General features: G+C 28.4%; 16 protein-coding genes. 10 read left to right on the top strand and 6 right to left on the bottom strand.

Annotated features, from left to right (window positions below; translation table 4 throughout):
- Nucleotides 1–30 precede the first annotated feature (30 nt).
- From nusG to VY93_RS01940, 6 genes are read right to left on the bottom strand one after another with little or no spacing between them, the layout of a single operon-like run.
- Nucleotides 31–639: a transcription termination/antitermination protein NusG gene (gene nusG, locus VY93_RS01960; RefSeq protein WP_011283504.1), complete on the bottom strand. Its 609-nt coding sequence runs from the start codon at nucleotides 637–639 to the stop codon at nucleotides 31–33.
- A 1-nt stretch (nucleotide 640) separates the two neighbouring features.
- Entirely contained in the window at nucleotides 641–862 is a 222-nt protein-coding gene (gene secE / locus VY93_RS01955; protein ID WP_020003208.1) for a preprotein translocase subunit SecE, read from the bottom strand.
- 3 nt (nucleotides 863–865) lie between these two features.
- A complete protein-coding gene (rpmG, locus tag VY93_RS04005) occupies nucleotides 866–1,018 on the bottom strand; it encodes a 50S ribosomal protein L33 (protein WP_020003207.1) in 153 nt (50 codons plus the stop codon).
- 31 nt (nucleotides 1,019–1,049) lie between these two features.
- Nucleotides 1,050–1,637, bottom strand: a complete 588-nt coding sequence (locus VY93_RS01950) for a hypothetical protein (protein ID WP_011283502.1) — start codon at nucleotides 1,635–1,637, stop codon at nucleotides 1,050–1,052.
- A complete protein-coding gene (gene rlmB, locus VY93_RS01945) occupies nucleotides 1,630–2,331 on the bottom strand; it encodes a 23S rRNA (guanosine(2251)-2'-O)-methyltransferase RlmB (protein WP_011283501.1) in 702 nt (233 codons plus the stop codon). Before rlmB ends, VY93_RS01950 begins: the two co-directional genes overlap by 8 nt.
- A 20-nt stretch (nucleotides 2,332–2,351) precedes the next feature.
- Nucleotides 2,352–3,572, bottom strand: coding sequence for a class I tRNA ligase family protein (locus VY93_RS01940; protein ID WP_026365205.1), 1,221 nt, complete (start codon nucleotides 3,570–3,572; stop codon nucleotides 2,352–2,354).
- Nucleotides 3,573–3,669: 97 nt separating this feature from the next.
- On the opposite strand from VY93_RS01940, the gene argS reads away from it, so the two are divergent.
- From argS to VY93_RS01890, 10 genes are all read left to right on the top strand, one after another.
- Nucleotides 3,670–5,325 carry an arginine--tRNA ligase gene (argS, locus tag VY93_RS01935; protein WP_020003205.1) on the top strand — a complete coding sequence of 552 codons (1,656 nt, stop codon included), beginning with the start codon at nucleotides 3,670–3,672 and terminating at the stop codon, nucleotides 5,323–5,325.
- A gap of 44 nt (nucleotides 5,326–5,369) precedes the next feature.
- Nucleotides 5,370–5,621: a DNA-directed RNA polymerase subunit delta gene (gene rpoE, locus VY93_RS01930; protein ID WP_258454389.1), complete on the top strand. Its 252-nt coding sequence runs from the start codon at nucleotides 5,370–5,372 to the stop codon at nucleotides 5,619–5,621.
- Between the two features lie 7 nt (nucleotides 5,622–5,628).
- Nucleotides 5,629–6,495, top strand: a complete 867-nt coding sequence (gene fba, locus VY93_RS01925; protein ID WP_020003203.1) for a class II fructose-1,6-bisphosphate aldolase — start codon at nucleotides 5,629–5,631, stop codon at nucleotides 6,493–6,495.
- Between the two features lie 78 nt (nucleotides 6,496–6,573).
- On the top strand, nucleotides 6,574–7,596 hold the full coding sequence (locus VY93_RS01920; RefSeq protein WP_020003202.1) for a heat-inducible transcriptional repressor HrcA: 1,023 nt from the start codon (nucleotides 6,574–6,576) through the stop codon (nucleotides 7,594–7,596).
- Complete coding sequence (gene grpE, locus VY93_RS01915) at nucleotides 7,577–8,467, top strand: nucleotide exchange factor GrpE (protein ID WP_020003201.1); 891 nt, start codon at nucleotides 7,577–7,579, stop codon at nucleotides 8,465–8,467. The genes VY93_RS01920 and grpE overlap by 20 nt, the downstream gene beginning before the upstream one ends.
- 101 nt (nucleotides 8,468–8,568) lie before the next feature.
- Complete coding sequence (gene dnaK, locus VY93_RS01910; RefSeq protein ID WP_020003200.1) at nucleotides 8,569–10,359, top strand: molecular chaperone DnaK; 1,791 nt, start codon at nucleotides 8,569–8,571, stop codon at nucleotides 10,357–10,359.
- A 177-nt stretch (nucleotides 10,360–10,536) separates the two neighbouring features.
- A complete protein-coding gene (gene pepF / locus VY93_RS01905; protein WP_020003199.1) occupies nucleotides 10,537–12,372 on the top strand; it encodes an oligoendopeptidase F in 1,836 nt (611 codons plus the stop codon).
- 34 nt (nucleotides 12,373–12,406) lie between these two features.
- Nucleotides 12,407–14,683 (top strand): OppA family ABC transporter substrate-binding lipoprotein, encoded by a 2,277-nt coding sequence (locus tag VY93_RS01900; RefSeq protein ID WP_020003198.1) that lies wholly within the window; start codon nucleotides 12,407–12,409, stop codon nucleotides 14,681–14,683.
- Nucleotides 14,623–15,381, top strand: coding sequence for a hypothetical protein (locus VY93_RS01895; protein ID WP_020003197.1), 759 nt, complete (start codon nucleotides 14,623–14,625; stop codon nucleotides 15,379–15,381). Before VY93_RS01900 ends, VY93_RS01895 begins: the two co-directional genes overlap by 61 nt.
- A gap of 8 nt (nucleotides 15,382–15,389) precedes the next feature.
- On the top strand, nucleotides 15,390–16,514 hold the full coding sequence (locus VY93_RS01890) for an ABC transporter permease (protein ID WP_020003196.1): 1,125 nt from the start codon (nucleotides 15,390–15,392) through the stop codon (nucleotides 16,512–16,514).
- Nucleotides 16,515–16,519 lie beyond the last annotated feature (5 nt).

The following is a 16,519-nucleotide window of genomic DNA, read 5'->3' as shown; positions in this document are numbered from 1 at the left end:
TTAACTCAAAAAAATAAAAAATAACATAATTTAATTACGTTCTATACGTGTTAGTCAGTCTAAATTAATTTTGAATTCAACTTTTTTATTGAAATCTTCAAATGAAATTTCAGCCATATTATCTTCTACGATTATTTTTTCAATAACGGCTTCATTTCCAACTCAGTTACCATCGGTTATAAGCACTAAATCACCAACTTTTAAATTAAGAAGGTTTTTATTTTCTTCAAATAATTTTTTAGCTTCTTCTTCTTTTTCAAGTGATTTTCTAATTTGATTTTGTGAAACAGGAGTTGGTTTTTCTCCCCCACCACCAGAACCGATAATTCCAGTAACTTGCAAGGTATTACGGATAATATATCACACTAAATCTTGCATGTCAGCTTTAACAAAAATATATCCAGGAAACATATTTTTTCATTTTACTTTATATGCTAGCCCTTTTTGTTTTTTATTTAGCTCAGTTTTGGTTATGCTAGGAACTTTAAAGACTTTAAAAGGTCCATCTTCAGTTGCGCTAAAATCAAAAAATTGCTCTATGTTTTCTGATTTAATTCTATTTTTTAAAGCTTCTACTATCACGGCTTCTTTTCCGGTAATAGTTGAAATTAAATATCAACGAAATTTTGAATTTTGCATACTAAATATTTAAGCCCCCTGCTCTTCAAATTGCGGTAAAAATTAATGTAACAACAAATACAAATGTTGAAAATAAAATTGTAAATACAATTATTTGAAAAAAAGTAGTTCAATTAGTTTTTGCAGTAGGTCATTTTACTCTTTTGACTTCTTTTGCAACTTTTCTAAGATAGTATTTTTTTTGTCTATTTTTTATTTTTTCAAATAAAGGAAATTTTTTCATTATTTATAGTTCTTCTTTATGTAAATTGTGTTTTTTACACTTCGGACAATACTTATTAATTGCAACTCTTTTTTCTACATTTAGAGTTTTATTTGTTGTGTAGTTTTTAACTCTACATTCACTGCAAGCCAAGAAAATTTTCTTGTCATTTTTCATTTTTTATATTATATATTAAAAGTTAATAATTCTAGCTAGATTCTAGTTTTGCTTTTAGCTGCGATATTAAGCGATTTTGCATAAAGCCCGAATAATATAAATGTGCTTTATTTTGTTTATATAGCGTTAAAAACCTAGTTTCATTTTCGGTTAACGTTGGCCTAATTTTTTCTAGTTTTTGACTAATTTGCGAATCTAAAAACACTTCGCTATTAGCTAGCGTTATTTTTGATTTTAAGTTTTTGAGATTAACTTGCGAATTTGAAATTTTATATTCAAATTTTTGTTGCGAGTTTGCAAATTTATTAAGCTTTGTTAGCGTTTTAAATTTTAAATCAGTTCAAAAAAATGCTTCAAATTTATAACTAATATTTTGTTTTATGTAGTTATTAACGCTATCAATAACACAAGATAAAATAATATTATAAATTTCATCAGCGCTATGAATTTTATTACCGATTAAATTTATAATTTGAATTTTTAGTCCATGAATGCGATTTAAATTTTTATTTAAAAATAAATTTATTATTTTGTTTTTTCTAATTGTTGTTGCGCCTAAATTAATATTAAAAAATGATTTTATTTCACTATTTCATTTTTTGATATTTATTTTATTCATTAACTTTATGTTTTATATCAAAAAGCAGTATTCCAGCAGCTACGGAAACATTAAGTGACTCAACGCTTCCGCTTTGAGGAATGTGAATTTTTTCATCAACTTCTACAAGAGCGCTTTTTGATATTCCTTTTTCTTCATTACCAAGTATAAAAGCCATTGGAAAATTGTATTTAGCACTGTAGTAACTAGTTGAATTTTTATCAAGCATGCTTCCGTAAATTCAATAGCTATGTTTTTTCAGTTTATTTAAAAAAGCATTTAAAGAAGAAACTTTATAAAAATTAATACCAATAAAGCCGCCGCTTGATACCTTTAATACATTAGAGGTAATATCGGCACAATTTTCTTTTGGCATAACGATATCTTTAATTCCAGCAGCGTTTGCACTTCTAATAATAGCTCCTAGATTATAAGTGTCCATGATATGATCTAAAACTAAAACTATTTTAGGTTTAGATTCATAGATTTTATTAATATCGCTATAGGTGAAATCAAGCTCAGCTACAAAGCCTTGATGGTTAGCGTTATTAGTTAACTTTGAAAGCTCTAAATTTGAAAGAATTTCAACTTTAAAATTAGTATTTTTAAAATACTTTAAATTTTCTTTTTTAGAAAGGTAAATTCTTTTTAAATTTAATTTACTTTCAATCGCATCAAGGGTTGAATTTTTTCCACCTATAAATAATTTTGCCATGATAGTTAAGCTTATTTTTCCTAAATTAAGTTCTTTTTAAGTAGATCTTCTCTAAGTAAATCAGCGCTTTTATAGTCTTTTAACTCTAGCGCTGCTTTTCATTTTTTATACGTTTGTATTTCACTTGAAAAATCTAATTTATCGTAACTAAATCCTAGCGTGTTAAATAAAAATAAAAGTTTATTTAATGCCTCTAGATCATTTTTGTTTGCGTTCTTTAAAAGCGCATTTACTTCAAACATAAATTTTGAAAATGATAATTCAAAAAGAAATTTCATTTCTTTTGAAACATCGTAAGGCTTTATTTCTAAATTATTAACTTTAGCTAAAAATGAAAGTTTTGTTAATTTTTTATCTAAATTTGAAGCATCTGAAATTAAGTTTTCATTTAAGTTAATATTTGCTGTTAGCGAAGACATTAAAAAAATAAATTTCAAAGTATTACCTGAATTATTTTCTAGAAACGCATCAACTGAAATTATATTTTGAAGCGATTTTGACATCTTTTCATTATTTAAATTAATCTGTCCGCTTCTTAGTCATTTTTTGGTTATATCTTTTTGATAAAGCGCTTGATATTGAATATTTTCATTTTCGTGATGAGGAAAAATTAAATCAACTCCACCACCATGAATATCAAGTTGAGAATCACCAAAATTTTTTTCAATTAACGCTACACATTCTGTGTGTCATCCAGGACGGCCTTGACCAAATTTAGAATCAAATTTAATTCCCTCTGATGTATTTTTTCAAAGTGCAAAATCAGCTTTATTATATTTTTGCAGTTTTGAATTTAAATCAAAATCAAAATGCATATCATCAAGATTTTGATTTGAAATTTTTCCGTAATTATTTAAATTTTTTTCAACGTTAAAATATAAGCCGCTATTTTCTATTAAATAAGCGTTATCTCTTTTGTAAAGCTTATCTAAAAACGATTCAATATACTCTAAATTTTTAGTTACGTATTCAAGCTTTGTAATAGTATCTACGCTAAAAGTTTTTAAGTGATTTAAATATTTTTGCGAATACTTTTGTGCAAGCTCTTTTTCTGAAATATTTTGCTCTTTAGCTTTAAAAATTATCTTGTCATCGATATCGGTTATATTATGAATAAAGATGAAATCTTTTTTTAGATATCTAGCGGCTTTTAGCATTAAATCAAAAGTTAAAATTGGCCGCATATTTCCAATATGAAGCTCATCATAAACTGTAGGGCCGCAGACATAAATTTTAAGCATAATATTATTTAGAAAAGTGTTTTAATATTTAAAACATTTTTATATAATCATACAACATATAATTATTTATTATTTTATCAAGGATCAATTTATCTAAATGACTCTTTATTCACAGATTAAAAACTCAATTTTAAATTCACTAACCAAACTTCAAGCAAAAGAAATTCTGCCAGAATTTGATCTTGATGAAATTAATTTTAATATTAGCCAACCTAATATTCCAGAAAAATTTAATCCTAATAATATCTTTTATCACTATTCAACAAATATAGCTTTTACTCTAGCTAAAAGCTTAAAAACTAATCCTATAGAACTAGCTAAAAATATCCAAAGTGAGCTTCTACAAGAAGATCTATACGAAAGAGTAGATTTTATGGCTCCAGGTTTTATTAATTTAGTAGTTAAAGATATTTATTTTAATAATGCGATTTACGAAATTATTAAGCTCAAAAATAATTTCGGTAAATTTAAAGCAAATAACCAAAAAATAAATATTGAATATGTTTCTGCGAACCCTACTGGATTCCTGCACGTAGGTCACGTAAGAGGCGCTGTTGTTGGAAAAGTAATTTATAACGTTTTAAAATTCGCAGGATATTCAGTAGAAGGCGAATACTACGTTAATAACGCTGGAAACCAAATAAATCTTTTAGCTAGAAGCGTTTTATATTGATATTTAAAGCTACATAAAATATCTTCACCAAAAGTAGAGGATGGCTACAATGGAAAAGATATTCTTTTATGCGCAAAGAAAATAAAAAAAGTATTTGGCAATAAATTTATTAAGCTAAAGGAAAGCCATAAGCTATTTGCAGATTTTAAAAAGTTTTCTTACGAGATTTTATTTGAAGAAATTTTAAAAGATTTATGAAAGCTAAAAATTAGCTTTGATTCAGTATTTTATGAAAGCTCTTTATATGAAAATAGTGATATAGAAAAAGTTTTAGAAAAGCTAAAAAATAAAACTTATCAAGATGGAAATTCACTAGTTTTAAAAACAAGTGAATATGGCGATGATAAAGATAGAGTTTTAGTTAAAAGCGATAAAAGCTTTACTTACTTTTTACCGGACATTGCTTACCATTATTTAAAATTTAAAAAAGCAGATAAATTAATTAATATCTGAGGGGCTGACCATCTTGGATATATTCAAAGAATTAAAGCTGCAATGCATTTTTTAAATTTAAATGATTCAAATTTAGATATATTAACTCTTCAGCTAGTGCGTCTTATTAAAAACGGACAAGAATTTAAAATGTCAAAGCGTAAGGGAACTTCCGTAACGCTTAAAGATCTTTTAAAAGTATCAAATAAAGATTCAATCTTTTTTGGAATGCTTTTAAGAGATAGTAACTCTAAATATGACTTTGATATCGATAAAAATAATGCCAGCGATATTAATAACCCTGTTTATATCGTTAAATACAGTTATTCAAGGGCGTATTCATTAAGCCAAAACTTAGCAAAGCATCAAAAAACAAAAGAGACTTTTTTAAGCGATAAAGCTAAAAAGTTAGTGCTAGAATTAGATTTCTTCCAAGAATTAATTTCGGTAATTACTAAAACGCTAAAACCAAATTTATTAACTCAATATTTAATAAATTTAGCGAATTTATTTAATAGTTTTTATTCAGAGAAAAAAATAAAAGACACCAGCGAAGAAAAACACTACAGCGGGCTGATTCAAGCTTATAAAATAGTGCTATCAAATGCGCTTAAGCTTCTTAATATAAAACCGCCTAAAAAAATGTAGTTTTTATTATAATAATAAATTAGAAAGGAGATATCATGAGAACAATGTTAGAAATTGCAATCGAAGTAATTTCAAAAGATACTACCAGACACTTTACTTTTGAAGAAATCTTTCAAAGAGTTGAAAGTGAACTCGCAGAAGTTTGAGCCACAAAATTTGTAGATGAAAAAAATAGCTACAATGACGTAAGAGTTAGAAAAATGGGTGAATTATATAGAATTCTAACCGTTGATCGTCACTTTAAACACTTGCAAGATGAAACTTGAAAAAGTTCAACATACAAAATTAAAAACTAGGAGTAAAATGCCATTAACAAACGCAAAGGAAATGCTTATTAAAGCCAAAGAAGGTAGATACGCGGTTCCACATATTAATATTAACAATTTAGAATGAGCTAAAGCTGTGCTTCTTGCAGCTCAAGAAGTAAATTCGCCATTAATTTTAGCAACCAGCGAAGGTGCAGTTAAATACATGGGTGGATTTAAAACCGTAGCTAATATGGTTAAAGGGCTAGTAAATGATTTAAATATTAGCATTCCAGTAGCGCTTCATTTAGATCATGGATCATATGAAGGAGTGAAAAAAGCTCTAGAAACCGATGGATATTCATCTGTTATGTTTGATGGAAGCCATTATAAATTTGCAGAAAACTACGAAAAAACCAAAGAATTATTAGAGCTAGCTAAAACTGCTAATTGTTCATTTGAAGCCGAGGTTGGAACCATCGGTGGTGAAGAAGATGGAATTATCGGTTCAGGAGAGCTAGCCGATGCTGGTGAAGCAAAACAAATGGCAGAGCTAGGAATTGACGTTCTTGCAGCCGGAATCGGAAATGTTCACGGGCCATATCCAGAAAATTGAAAATCTCTTGATTTTGACAAATTAAAAGAAATAGTATCAAGCGCTAAAATTGGAATTGTTCTTCATGGTGGTAGTGGTATCCCTCAAAAACAAATTCAAAAAGCTATATCTCTAGGAGTTACTAAAATTAACGTAAACACCGAACTCCAACAAGCAAATCATAAAGCTTTAAGAGAATTTATTCTTTCAAATAAAGACCTTGAAGGAAAAAATTTTGATCCAAGAAAATTATATAAACCAGGTTTTGATGCAATGCAAAAAACCGTAAAAGAAAAAATTCACGAATTTGGATCACAAAATAAAGCTTAATAATACTTAAAAACTTAAATTTAGCAATAACTTTATTTATTTGCTAATTTTTTTTATTTTTTTGCTATTATTATAGGCATGAAACAGCTAAAAAAGCAACATGAAGAAATTCTAAAAGCAGTAGTTGGGGCATATTTAACTCAAAAAAATGAAATTTCTTCTGCGCTTCTTGTTAAAAACTATGGCATAAAATTCTCTCCAGCTAAAGTTAGGTATTTAATGACGGCTTTAGAAGATGAAGGCCTGCTTGTTAAAGAAACTAAATCTAGCGGTAGAAAGCCAACTAATAAAGGTCTTGAATATTATGCAAAGTTTTTATCAAATGCATTTGATTTAAAACTTATTAATAATTTAGAAAAAATCTTTCTAAATCGTAAAGATAATATCTATAGCACAATAGAAGAAGTCACCAAAGAATTAGCGAGCCTTACCGGAGCTACCTTTGTTACTAAATTTAAAGATCCGAATTTAATACTTAAATCTATAAATTTATTTGAAGTTAGCGAGAGCCTTGCAACTATTATTTTGGTGGTGTCTAACGGCGAAGTTTTATCAAGAAAAATTGATATTCCTGAAAATAAAACTATTAAAATTAGCGATTTAAAAATAGCCATGAATATCTTCCAAGATAATTTAATAGACTGCAAACTCATCGATTTAGAAAAAAGGATACTGCTACTTAAAGACATATTAGCTGAAAAAATAATTCAATACGAAGACGTTATTGAATCTTATGTAAAAAGCATACTTGGAATTGGAATTAAAAGCCAAATCTATGGAAGAGAAAATATTATTCTTTCTAGAAAAATAGCTAGAGAAGATGTTAATGAAATATTAAATATCTTAGAAAAAAATTCAATCTGAGATGCTTTAGAGAAAAATTCCAATGACTTTGAAGAAATTAGAATTTCTATTAATTCTAAGGGGGCATTTTTTTCAAAAAGAATTGACGAAAATAATAATTTAACTGAAATTTCAGTAGTAGCTCCCAATGAAAGTGATTCTAATTCAATTAAATCTGGAATTATGCTACTAACTAAAATAATAACCAATAATATAAACGAGAAAGAAAAGGATAAAAATGAAAGAAAACATTCTTAAAAGACATAAATTTAACCTAAAAAATGGTGATGTTGTAACTTCATCTTTAAAATGTTATGCAAGTGATAATCTCCTAGAAAAATATTCAAAAGATATAAAACTAGAAATTGGAAAAGATGAATTTTTAAAAGGCTTTGACAATTTATTAATTAACCATTTAAAAAAATTTGGCTTAAAAAAAGATTTCTACATTTTAGTTAAGCCTAATGGCGCTAATTTAGAAGATGATAGCTTGCAAAATCAAAGCTTAAAATTTGAATTTAGTAACTTCAAAGTTGAATCTAAAGATAAGCAGCCTGAAGAAGCTAAAAAAACTTGTAAAAACGAAGAAAAGCTTAAAGAATTAACTGAAAAAATTGCAAAGCTAGAACAAAACTTAGCCATGGAGCAATACAAAAATATAACCGAGCAAATGACTTTTAAAAATAAAGTCAAAGAACTAGAAGCTTCGCTAAGTGAAAAACTTCAAAGCGCATTAGAAGAAAAAACTAAGCATTTAGAATCTCAATTTGAAGATAGCAAAAAATTTGTGCTTCAAAAATTCTTAGATGCTTTAATGGATCCATTTAATAATTTTGTAATGGCAACTAATGCCGGTAAAAATTCAGATAATGAAATTGTTAAAAATTACTGCTATGGATTTGATATTGTTAAAAAACAATTCATCGACGCTTTAGAGAGAAATTCAGCAAATATAATTGATCCTGAATTAAATTCAAAATTTGATGCAAATTGAATGCAAATAATTGATACTCAAGAAGATGCATCAAAAGAAAACGAAACAATTTTAAGAGTGGCTAGGCTAGGAATAAGCCTAAATAACAGGCTTATAACTCCAGCGCAAGTAGTTGTTGTTAAGAATAAAAAATAAGTTTTAAAAAATTTAGCAAATAATATACTTAACTGCTAAATTTGTGTTATAATTCTTATCGTTAAGAAATAAAAAATTTTTGAAAAAAGGATAAATAAAGTATGGCAAAAGAAATAGTATTAGGAATTGACTTAGGAACAACAAACTCAGTTGTTTCTATCGTAGAAGGTAAAAACCCAACCGTTTTAGAAAACCCAAACGGAAAAAGAACAACTCCTTCAGTTGTGGCTTTTAAAAACGGAGAAATAATTGTAGGAGATGCTGCAAAGCGTCAAGTTGAAACCAACCCAGATACAATTATTTCTATTAAAAGATTAATGGGAACCAATAAAACCGTTAAAGCTAATAATAAAGAATATAAACCAGAAGAAATTTCAGCAATGATTCTTTCATATATGAAAGACTATGCTGAAAAAAAACTAGGACAAAAAGTATCTAAAGCAGTTATTACTGTACCAGCATATTTTGATAACGCTGAAAGAGAAGCAACCAAAAATGCCGGTAGAATTGCAGGACTAGAAGTTTTAAGAATAATAAACGAGCCTACCGCAGCAGCGCTTGCATTTGGACTAGATAAAAATAAAGCAATGAAAGTGCTAGTTTACGATTTAGGAGGAGGAACTTTTGACGTTTCTGTTCTAGATTTAGAAGATGGAACTTTCGAAGTGCTTTCAACTTCTGGAGATAATCACCTTGGTGGAGATGATTGAGATAACGAAATAGTTAAATGATTAACTAAAGAAATAAATACAAAATACAGCTACGATGTATCTAAAGATAAATACGCTTTAGCTCGTTTAAAAGAAAACGCTGAAAAAGCTAAAATTGATCTATCAAATCAATCAGTTGTGCAAATTAATATTCCATTTTTAGCAATGTCAGCTAATGGGCCAATCAACGTTGAGCTTTCTCTAAAAAGAAGTGAATTTGAAGCAATGACTTCACATTTATTAGATAGAACCAGAAAACCTATCGAAGACGCTCTTAAAGAAGCAAAACTAAGTGCTAATGACATTCACGAAGTGCTTTTAGTAGGTGGATCTACTAGAATGCCAGCGGTGCAAGATATGGTTAAAAGAACTTTAGGAAAAGAACCTAACCGTTCAATTAACCCTGACGAAGTTGTATCTATAGGAGCTGCTATCCAAGGAGGAGTGCTAGCCGGACATATCGACGATATATTACTGCTAGATGTAACTCCGCTTACTTTAGGAATTGAAACTCTTGGAGGAGTAGCTACTCCTTTAATTCCAAGAAACACAACCATTCCTGCAACTAAATCTCAAGTGTTTTCTACCGCAGCCGACAACCAAACCGAAGTTACAATTAGCGTAATTCAAGGTGAAAGACAAATGGCAAGCGATAATAAAATGCTAGGAAGATTTAATCTAACAGGAATAGAAGCCGCTCCTAGAGGAGTTCCTCAAATTGAAGTTACATTTTCAATTGACGTTAATGGTATTACTAAAGTTTCAGCGAAAGACATGAAAACTCAAAAAGAGCAAACCATTACTATAGAAAATTCTTCAAAACTTTCAGAAGAAGAAATTCAAAAATTCATCAAAGACGCAGAAGCCAATAAAGAAGCTGATGCTAAAAGAAAAGAAGAAGCTGAAACCATCGTTAGAGCAGAGTCATTAATTGACCAAGTCAAAAAAGCGCTTGAAGCTCAAGGCGATAAAGCTGACGCTAAAACCAAAGAAGAATCAGAAAAGCTAATCAAAGAATTGCAAAATTTAATCGATAAAAAAGATATTCCTACTTTAAAAGCTAAGTTAGAAGAAGTAGAAAATATGATGAAAAACTTTGCAAACTTCGCTCAACAAGCAAATGCTACTAAAGATCAAAGCTCTAAAGACCAAGAAGAAGTAGCTACAGTTGTAGAAGAATAATTAATTTAACTAATTTCGCGATTAAATAAATTTATAAAAGACGCTTTTTGTAACAAAAAAGAGCGTTTTTTATTATTTTTATAAAAATTAAAAAATCTTTGTTTTTGCTATAATTTGTAAATCTTGTAAATTTTTGATTTTAAAAAAGCATATTTGCATTTACACATAGGAGAAATAGTGAAAACTAAAAGGTTTGAAAATAGAAGTTCAATTCCTAAAAAATACAAATGGGATTTAGATTCTATTTTAGATGGCAAAAGCCTGCGAAAGCACATTGATGACTATCAAAAGCTTTTTAGTCGCAGAATTAAAGCTAAAGATCTAAAATTTGAAAACCTTGAAGCGTTTATTGAGGATTTAAAGACTTTAGAAAAACTTTTAATTGTAACTAATAAGATTTCCAATTATATTTCTAATAATTTAAATGCAAATTTAGTTTCAGAAGAAATTAAAAAAGCAGCTAATGAATTTGATTTTTTAAGCAAAAAATTAGAAAGTGAATTTGGAAGCGAATATAACCGTCTTTACAAACACAAAGCAAAGCTAAAGAAATGATATTTAGATCCTAAATTAAGTTTTTATAGACATTCGCTTGATGTGCTGCTAGAAAGCTTTAAATATAAACTTCACGATGAGGTTGAAGAATATATTGTAAAGTCATCACATGGAACTATTTCTTTAGAATCAATTTTTACCACTATTACTGATAGTGAAGTTGTCTTTGAGCCAGCTTTGGACTCTAAGCATAAAAAACATGTGTTAAATACTGCAAATAAAAATGAATTATTAAAATCTAACGATAGCGCTTTAAGAAAAGATGTATATCACAAATATCTTAAAGGCTATCTAAAGCATAAAGAATCTTTAGCGCTTATTTTATTTGATCATTTTAAAGCTATTACAGTTGAAGCTAAAACGAGAAATTATAAGAACACCATTTCAATGCTTTTATCAGAAGATAAAGTAGATGAAAAACTATTAGAGCTTTTATTTGAAAAAACTCAAAAAGCTACTAAAGGCAGCTTTGTTAAATACAAGCAAAATCTTAAAAAGTTTTATTTAGCTAAGTTTAACTCTAAAATGCAGCCATGAGACAGCCAAAGAGAGCTGCTTAAACTTAAAAATAAATACTCAATAGAAGAGGCTCAAAAATTAGCTCTAAGCTCGCTGAAGCCATTTGGTAAAGAATACACAGAAAAAATCAAAGAAGCTTTTAGAGAAAAATGAATTGACTACATGCCTTGTAAAAATAAAATTACAGGAGCTTATTCAATTGGAGCTAGCTTTGGTTTAGATAAAAAATATATTTTAATGAATTATAACTATAGTCTTGATTCAGTTTTTACACTGGTTCACGAACTTGGGCATTCAATGCATTCATACTATAGTGATAAAAAGCAAAATATCTTTAACGCATCTTATCCAATTATTTTGGCAGAAATTGCCTCAATTTACAATGAATTAATGCTCTTTGACTATTTATATGAAAACTCAAAAAGCAAAAAAGAAAAATTTTATTTACTCCAAAAATTTATCGATAACTTTATCGGCACTGTAATAAAACAAACAATGTGAGCTAACTACGAATTTGATTTATATTCAAAAATCGAAAGCGGAGTTGCTGTTAATTCCTTTGAATATTTATCAGAAATTTACTATCAAAACCTAATTAAATATTCAATGAGTAAATCTAAGCCTAAAAAAGATGAAAAATTAAATATCAGTAGCGTAACTGTCCCTCATTTTTATTACTACTTTTACGTATATAAATATGCAATTGGACAACTAGTTGGAATTAATTTTTATCTTCAATATAAAAAAGGCAAATCAAGTGTAATTAAAAATTACATTGAAAACTTTCTATCAATGGGAGGAAGTGATTTCCCATTAGAAATTCTTCAAAAAGTAGGCCTAAATCTCTACAGCGAAGAATTTTACAAAAACGGATTTGATTTTATCGATTCTTTAATTCAAAAATGAATTAAATTAGGTAATTCAATCTTTAAAAAATAATCAAACAAAAAAACAATTTAAAAGGAAAATAATCATGAAAAGATTAACTAAAAAATTAATAATACCTTTAGTAGCTGTTTCAACTCTTCCTACACTTGCTTTAGTTTCATGTGGTAGAAGCGATTCAGAAAATTCTACAGTGAGTAGATTATCATTATCAAGTGATGTAAAAGATAACCAAACTATAACAATAAGACAAAAAGCTTATACAGCAAGCTCTAATAGTGTATATACACCTGTTGCTTTCTTAACTACAGGAGTAAATGGATTTGGTGTTCTTGACTCTGATGCATCATCTAAAAAGCTAAAACCATTAGAAGTTAGAGTTTTTTCATCTCCTACCTTTGAAACAAAAGTTGTACGCGGAGAAAACAATACTTTTACAAGAAGTGTAAAACGTTCAAGCTTTGGTACATTCGCATATAAATTAGGAAGTGCTAAGAAATTTATAGTTACAGTATTTGAAGACGGACAAAAAGTTGACAAAGTTTTTGATAAAGATGATTACAACGTTTATAATTCAGCAAGAGATGATGAAAGAGAACAACAAGGATATGTTCACTTACTTTCAGATGATGTTAGATCAGTTAACTCACCAGAATTTGAAAAAGCTTTAAAAAATGCTGTTCACTTAAAAATCCAAGTTAACACCGACATAAGCTATGTTGATAATAAAGGTGAAATCGCAAAAGATAAAAATGGAAATGCTTACAAATTGCAAGCTAAAGATTTCTTTTTAGGTTATCAACATACATTTTTAGATGTAAATACAACTTATAGATATAGAAATGGTGGAAGTTCTGCACTTGATAAGGCTATATTTGGTACATTTAATACAGCAACTGCTGGTAGTATAAATTCTTTCAACGAACATTTAAGTAATGATGTTAATAGATATCTATGAGATCTTTACAATATAGATGCAAATAAAATTCTAGACGAAGAAAGTTTTCTTACAACTGATTCAGATGGTAATCAATATTTAAACTTATATGAAAAAGATTCTGAAGAAAATGCGACATCAAAAAAAGATGCAACAGATTTTTTAACATTTTTCCAATATTTAAATCAAAGTTATGATTTACAACCAATTCCTACTAAATATATAGAAGATCATTCAAGTGACGAAAAATTATTTACACCTCTTACAGCTGATAAATATCAAGCTTTTAAATCTGAATACGATAAATTAAATAAAGATTCTCTTGTTTACAAAACTGGTCAATACTGATATGGATACGAATCAAAAAACACATTGTTCTTAGGTCAATATTTACCAGAAGGATTCGATTCTACTTCAAACCAATATATAACTATAAAAAATAAAAACTACTATGATCAGTCATGAGTTAATAACCCACAAACATTTAATTACTTTGTAGTTAAATACCAAAACAATCCTTTAGATCCTCAAGTTTATAGTGACAACTCATATAACGAACTAACTGCAGGATATTTATCATCAACAAGTTGACATTCTTTACAATCAAATCAACAAAGTAATATTCTAAGAAATTTAGACAGATATAACTTAAGCTATTTACTTAACTATAATCCTTTAACTTTAGTTACAACTACTTGATGAAATTTAAATCCAACTAAATTTTCAAATGATTCTTCTGGTGTAAACCCATGAGCAAACGAAACTGCTTCTAAACTTTTATACAACGTAACTAATGTAGAAGTAAAAGGCGGAGACGCAGTTAACCTAGTTAAAAACTCAACATCAAATTACTCTAACTCATTTAGAAGTATTTTACAAGCTTCAGTTAACTGAAACGAATGAGTTAATACAGCTTGAAATACAGCAAGCTTACCTTGAATAGCAACATATGGAATGGATGCTAGATTAGACGGAAAAGATGCTGATTTACAACATCCAAAAACTGTAAGAAACGAATACTACAAAAATAACTCAATATTTGTTGTTGACAAAGATGGTAACAAAGTTAATTTTACAAATCTACCTCAAAATAGAAAAGGATTTTCTGAAGATAATACATATTTAGGACCTCTTGATTCTATTCAATTTTCACTTACAACTGATCAAAGATTAAAAAGTGTTGTTTTCGATCAATTAAAAGGCGAAATGAAAAAACTTCTTGACGCTTTCTTCCAAGATAATCCTACATTAGAGCAAAAAGTTAAAATAACAATTCCAGAACCTAGAGCTTGAACCGCTTTAGTTAAAAATAGAATACCTGATTTAAAGAAAGTATTAAACGAATTAGATCCAAGACTTGATATTTCATGAACAGAAGTCCAAACCCTCAATATGTTTCAAATTGATATTCAAATCCAAATAGTTTAGCAGAACATATAGGATGAATCTATGACTATGATGGTGTTACTTCAGGACTAAATGGTTTCACAACATCACGTTTAGGTGTTGATTCTATGTTATTTAATTTAGTAGCAGATGATCAATACAAAACAAGAATGCAAAAATCATTCCCTATGCTTGTTAAGGTATCAGAAGATTTCTTAAAATACTTAACAGATAACAAAATCGTATTTAGAGTTAAAAAAGATAAAAATTACGAACAAAAATCTCTAAATGAAGCAAGAGCTAAAGAAGGTTTTGACGATTTATTCCTAGAAACTTCAGATACAGTTACACATAAACAAGTATTAACAGAATACTTAAAATTACCTCAAAAATACTTAGGAATCGCAAGAGATTATTTAGTAAAACCATCAGCTAAATCTCCTGATCTTACTTTCGAAGTTTTAAGTTCACTTTTCTGATTAAGTGAAGGTAGAACTTTAACCATGGAAGAACTTACTAAATTAGGAGTAGAATTAACCACTTTACTAGGAACAATTCCTGCTTTCGCGCTTTTCCCAGTTGCACAAAGATTTACAGCTCCAGAATCAGGATTACCAACAGAATTTGCATTTGTACCTAATTTATACGGTAGAGGCGTTGAAAATGCAACATTTAAAAACGGTTGATCTATAAAAGGAAACAACGCTGACTTTTTAATCAAAAAAGAAGCATTAAAATAATTTAAAAAATGATTAAATATTTAACTCAAAGAGTTTTATTAGCTATTTTTACAATATTTGCAATCGCAATTATTGTTTTTTTCTTAGTGGCTTATTTTGCGGAAAATCCATTTGTTAAAGAATGGGAAAATTCAGGTTTTAAGGCCGAACAAGCTGAAAGTGTTTTTCAAAGATCAAAAGACACTTATTTAATTAAGCCAGATACTGAATTTTCAAGATTTGAACCTCTTGCATGAATAGATAAAAAAGAGAGTGTTTTTGTTAGATTTGGTTATTGAGTGAAAAGTGTTTTTGATTCAAATCAACCTTTTGGATTTGTTTTTAATCAGAATATTTTATCTAATGCTGATGTTAAAACAATTCCTGCTTATTTCTTTAGATTTCTTCCATATTCTTTAATAATTACTCTTCCTAGTTTTTTAATAAGCGCTAGTTTAGGAATTTTCTTAGGGATAATCGCAGGATATAAAAGAGGAAAATTCTTCGATTGAATAGTTAACCTGCTTTCGCAATTTTTTGTAGCACTACCTATTTTTGTTACAGCTTCTGTAGTTATATTGGTGCTACTATCTGTATTTGGAACTCCGCCACTGTTTTTACTTCCAAGAGATATCGAAATAAACGGACTTTCAAATACTATTGCATCATGAGCTTCTCCAATATTTGTTGTTGTTATAGGTTCGCTAGCTGGTTACATCACTTTCGTTAGAAACCAAGTTGTTACCGTTTTAACATCAAATTATGTTTTAATTGCAAAATCTAAAGGATTAAATCAAAGACAGATATTTTTTAAATACGTTTTAAGAAATATTTCAATTCCTTTAGCAGCTACACTTATTCCATCATATATTGGACTATTATCAGGAGGAGTTGTAATCGAAACCTACTGAAGAGTTCCAGGAGTAAGTAACGTTATAGTTAACGCCTTCCCTAATGGAGAGATTAACATCATAATGTTTAGTACTGTATTTTTTACTACTCTTTCAGTATTTACCACCATTATAGTTGATATTTCTTTTGTCTTTTTAGACCCAAGAATTAGATACTATAGTTCTTCTACATCATTATTATTTTTATTCAAACAATATCTTGTTAGAAATAAAGAAAAAAAGTTTGCACAAGCTAAAAATTAAGAAAG

The sequence above is a fragment of the Mycoplasmopsis synoviae ATCC 25204 genome, assembly GCF_000969765.1.
GTDB lineage: Bacteria > Bacillota_I > Bacilli_A > Mycoplasmatales > Metamycoplasmataceae > Mycoplasmopsis > Mycoplasmopsis synoviae.
Note: the sequence above shows the minus strand (reverse complement) of the source record. Positions and strands in the feature narration are given on the sequence as shown.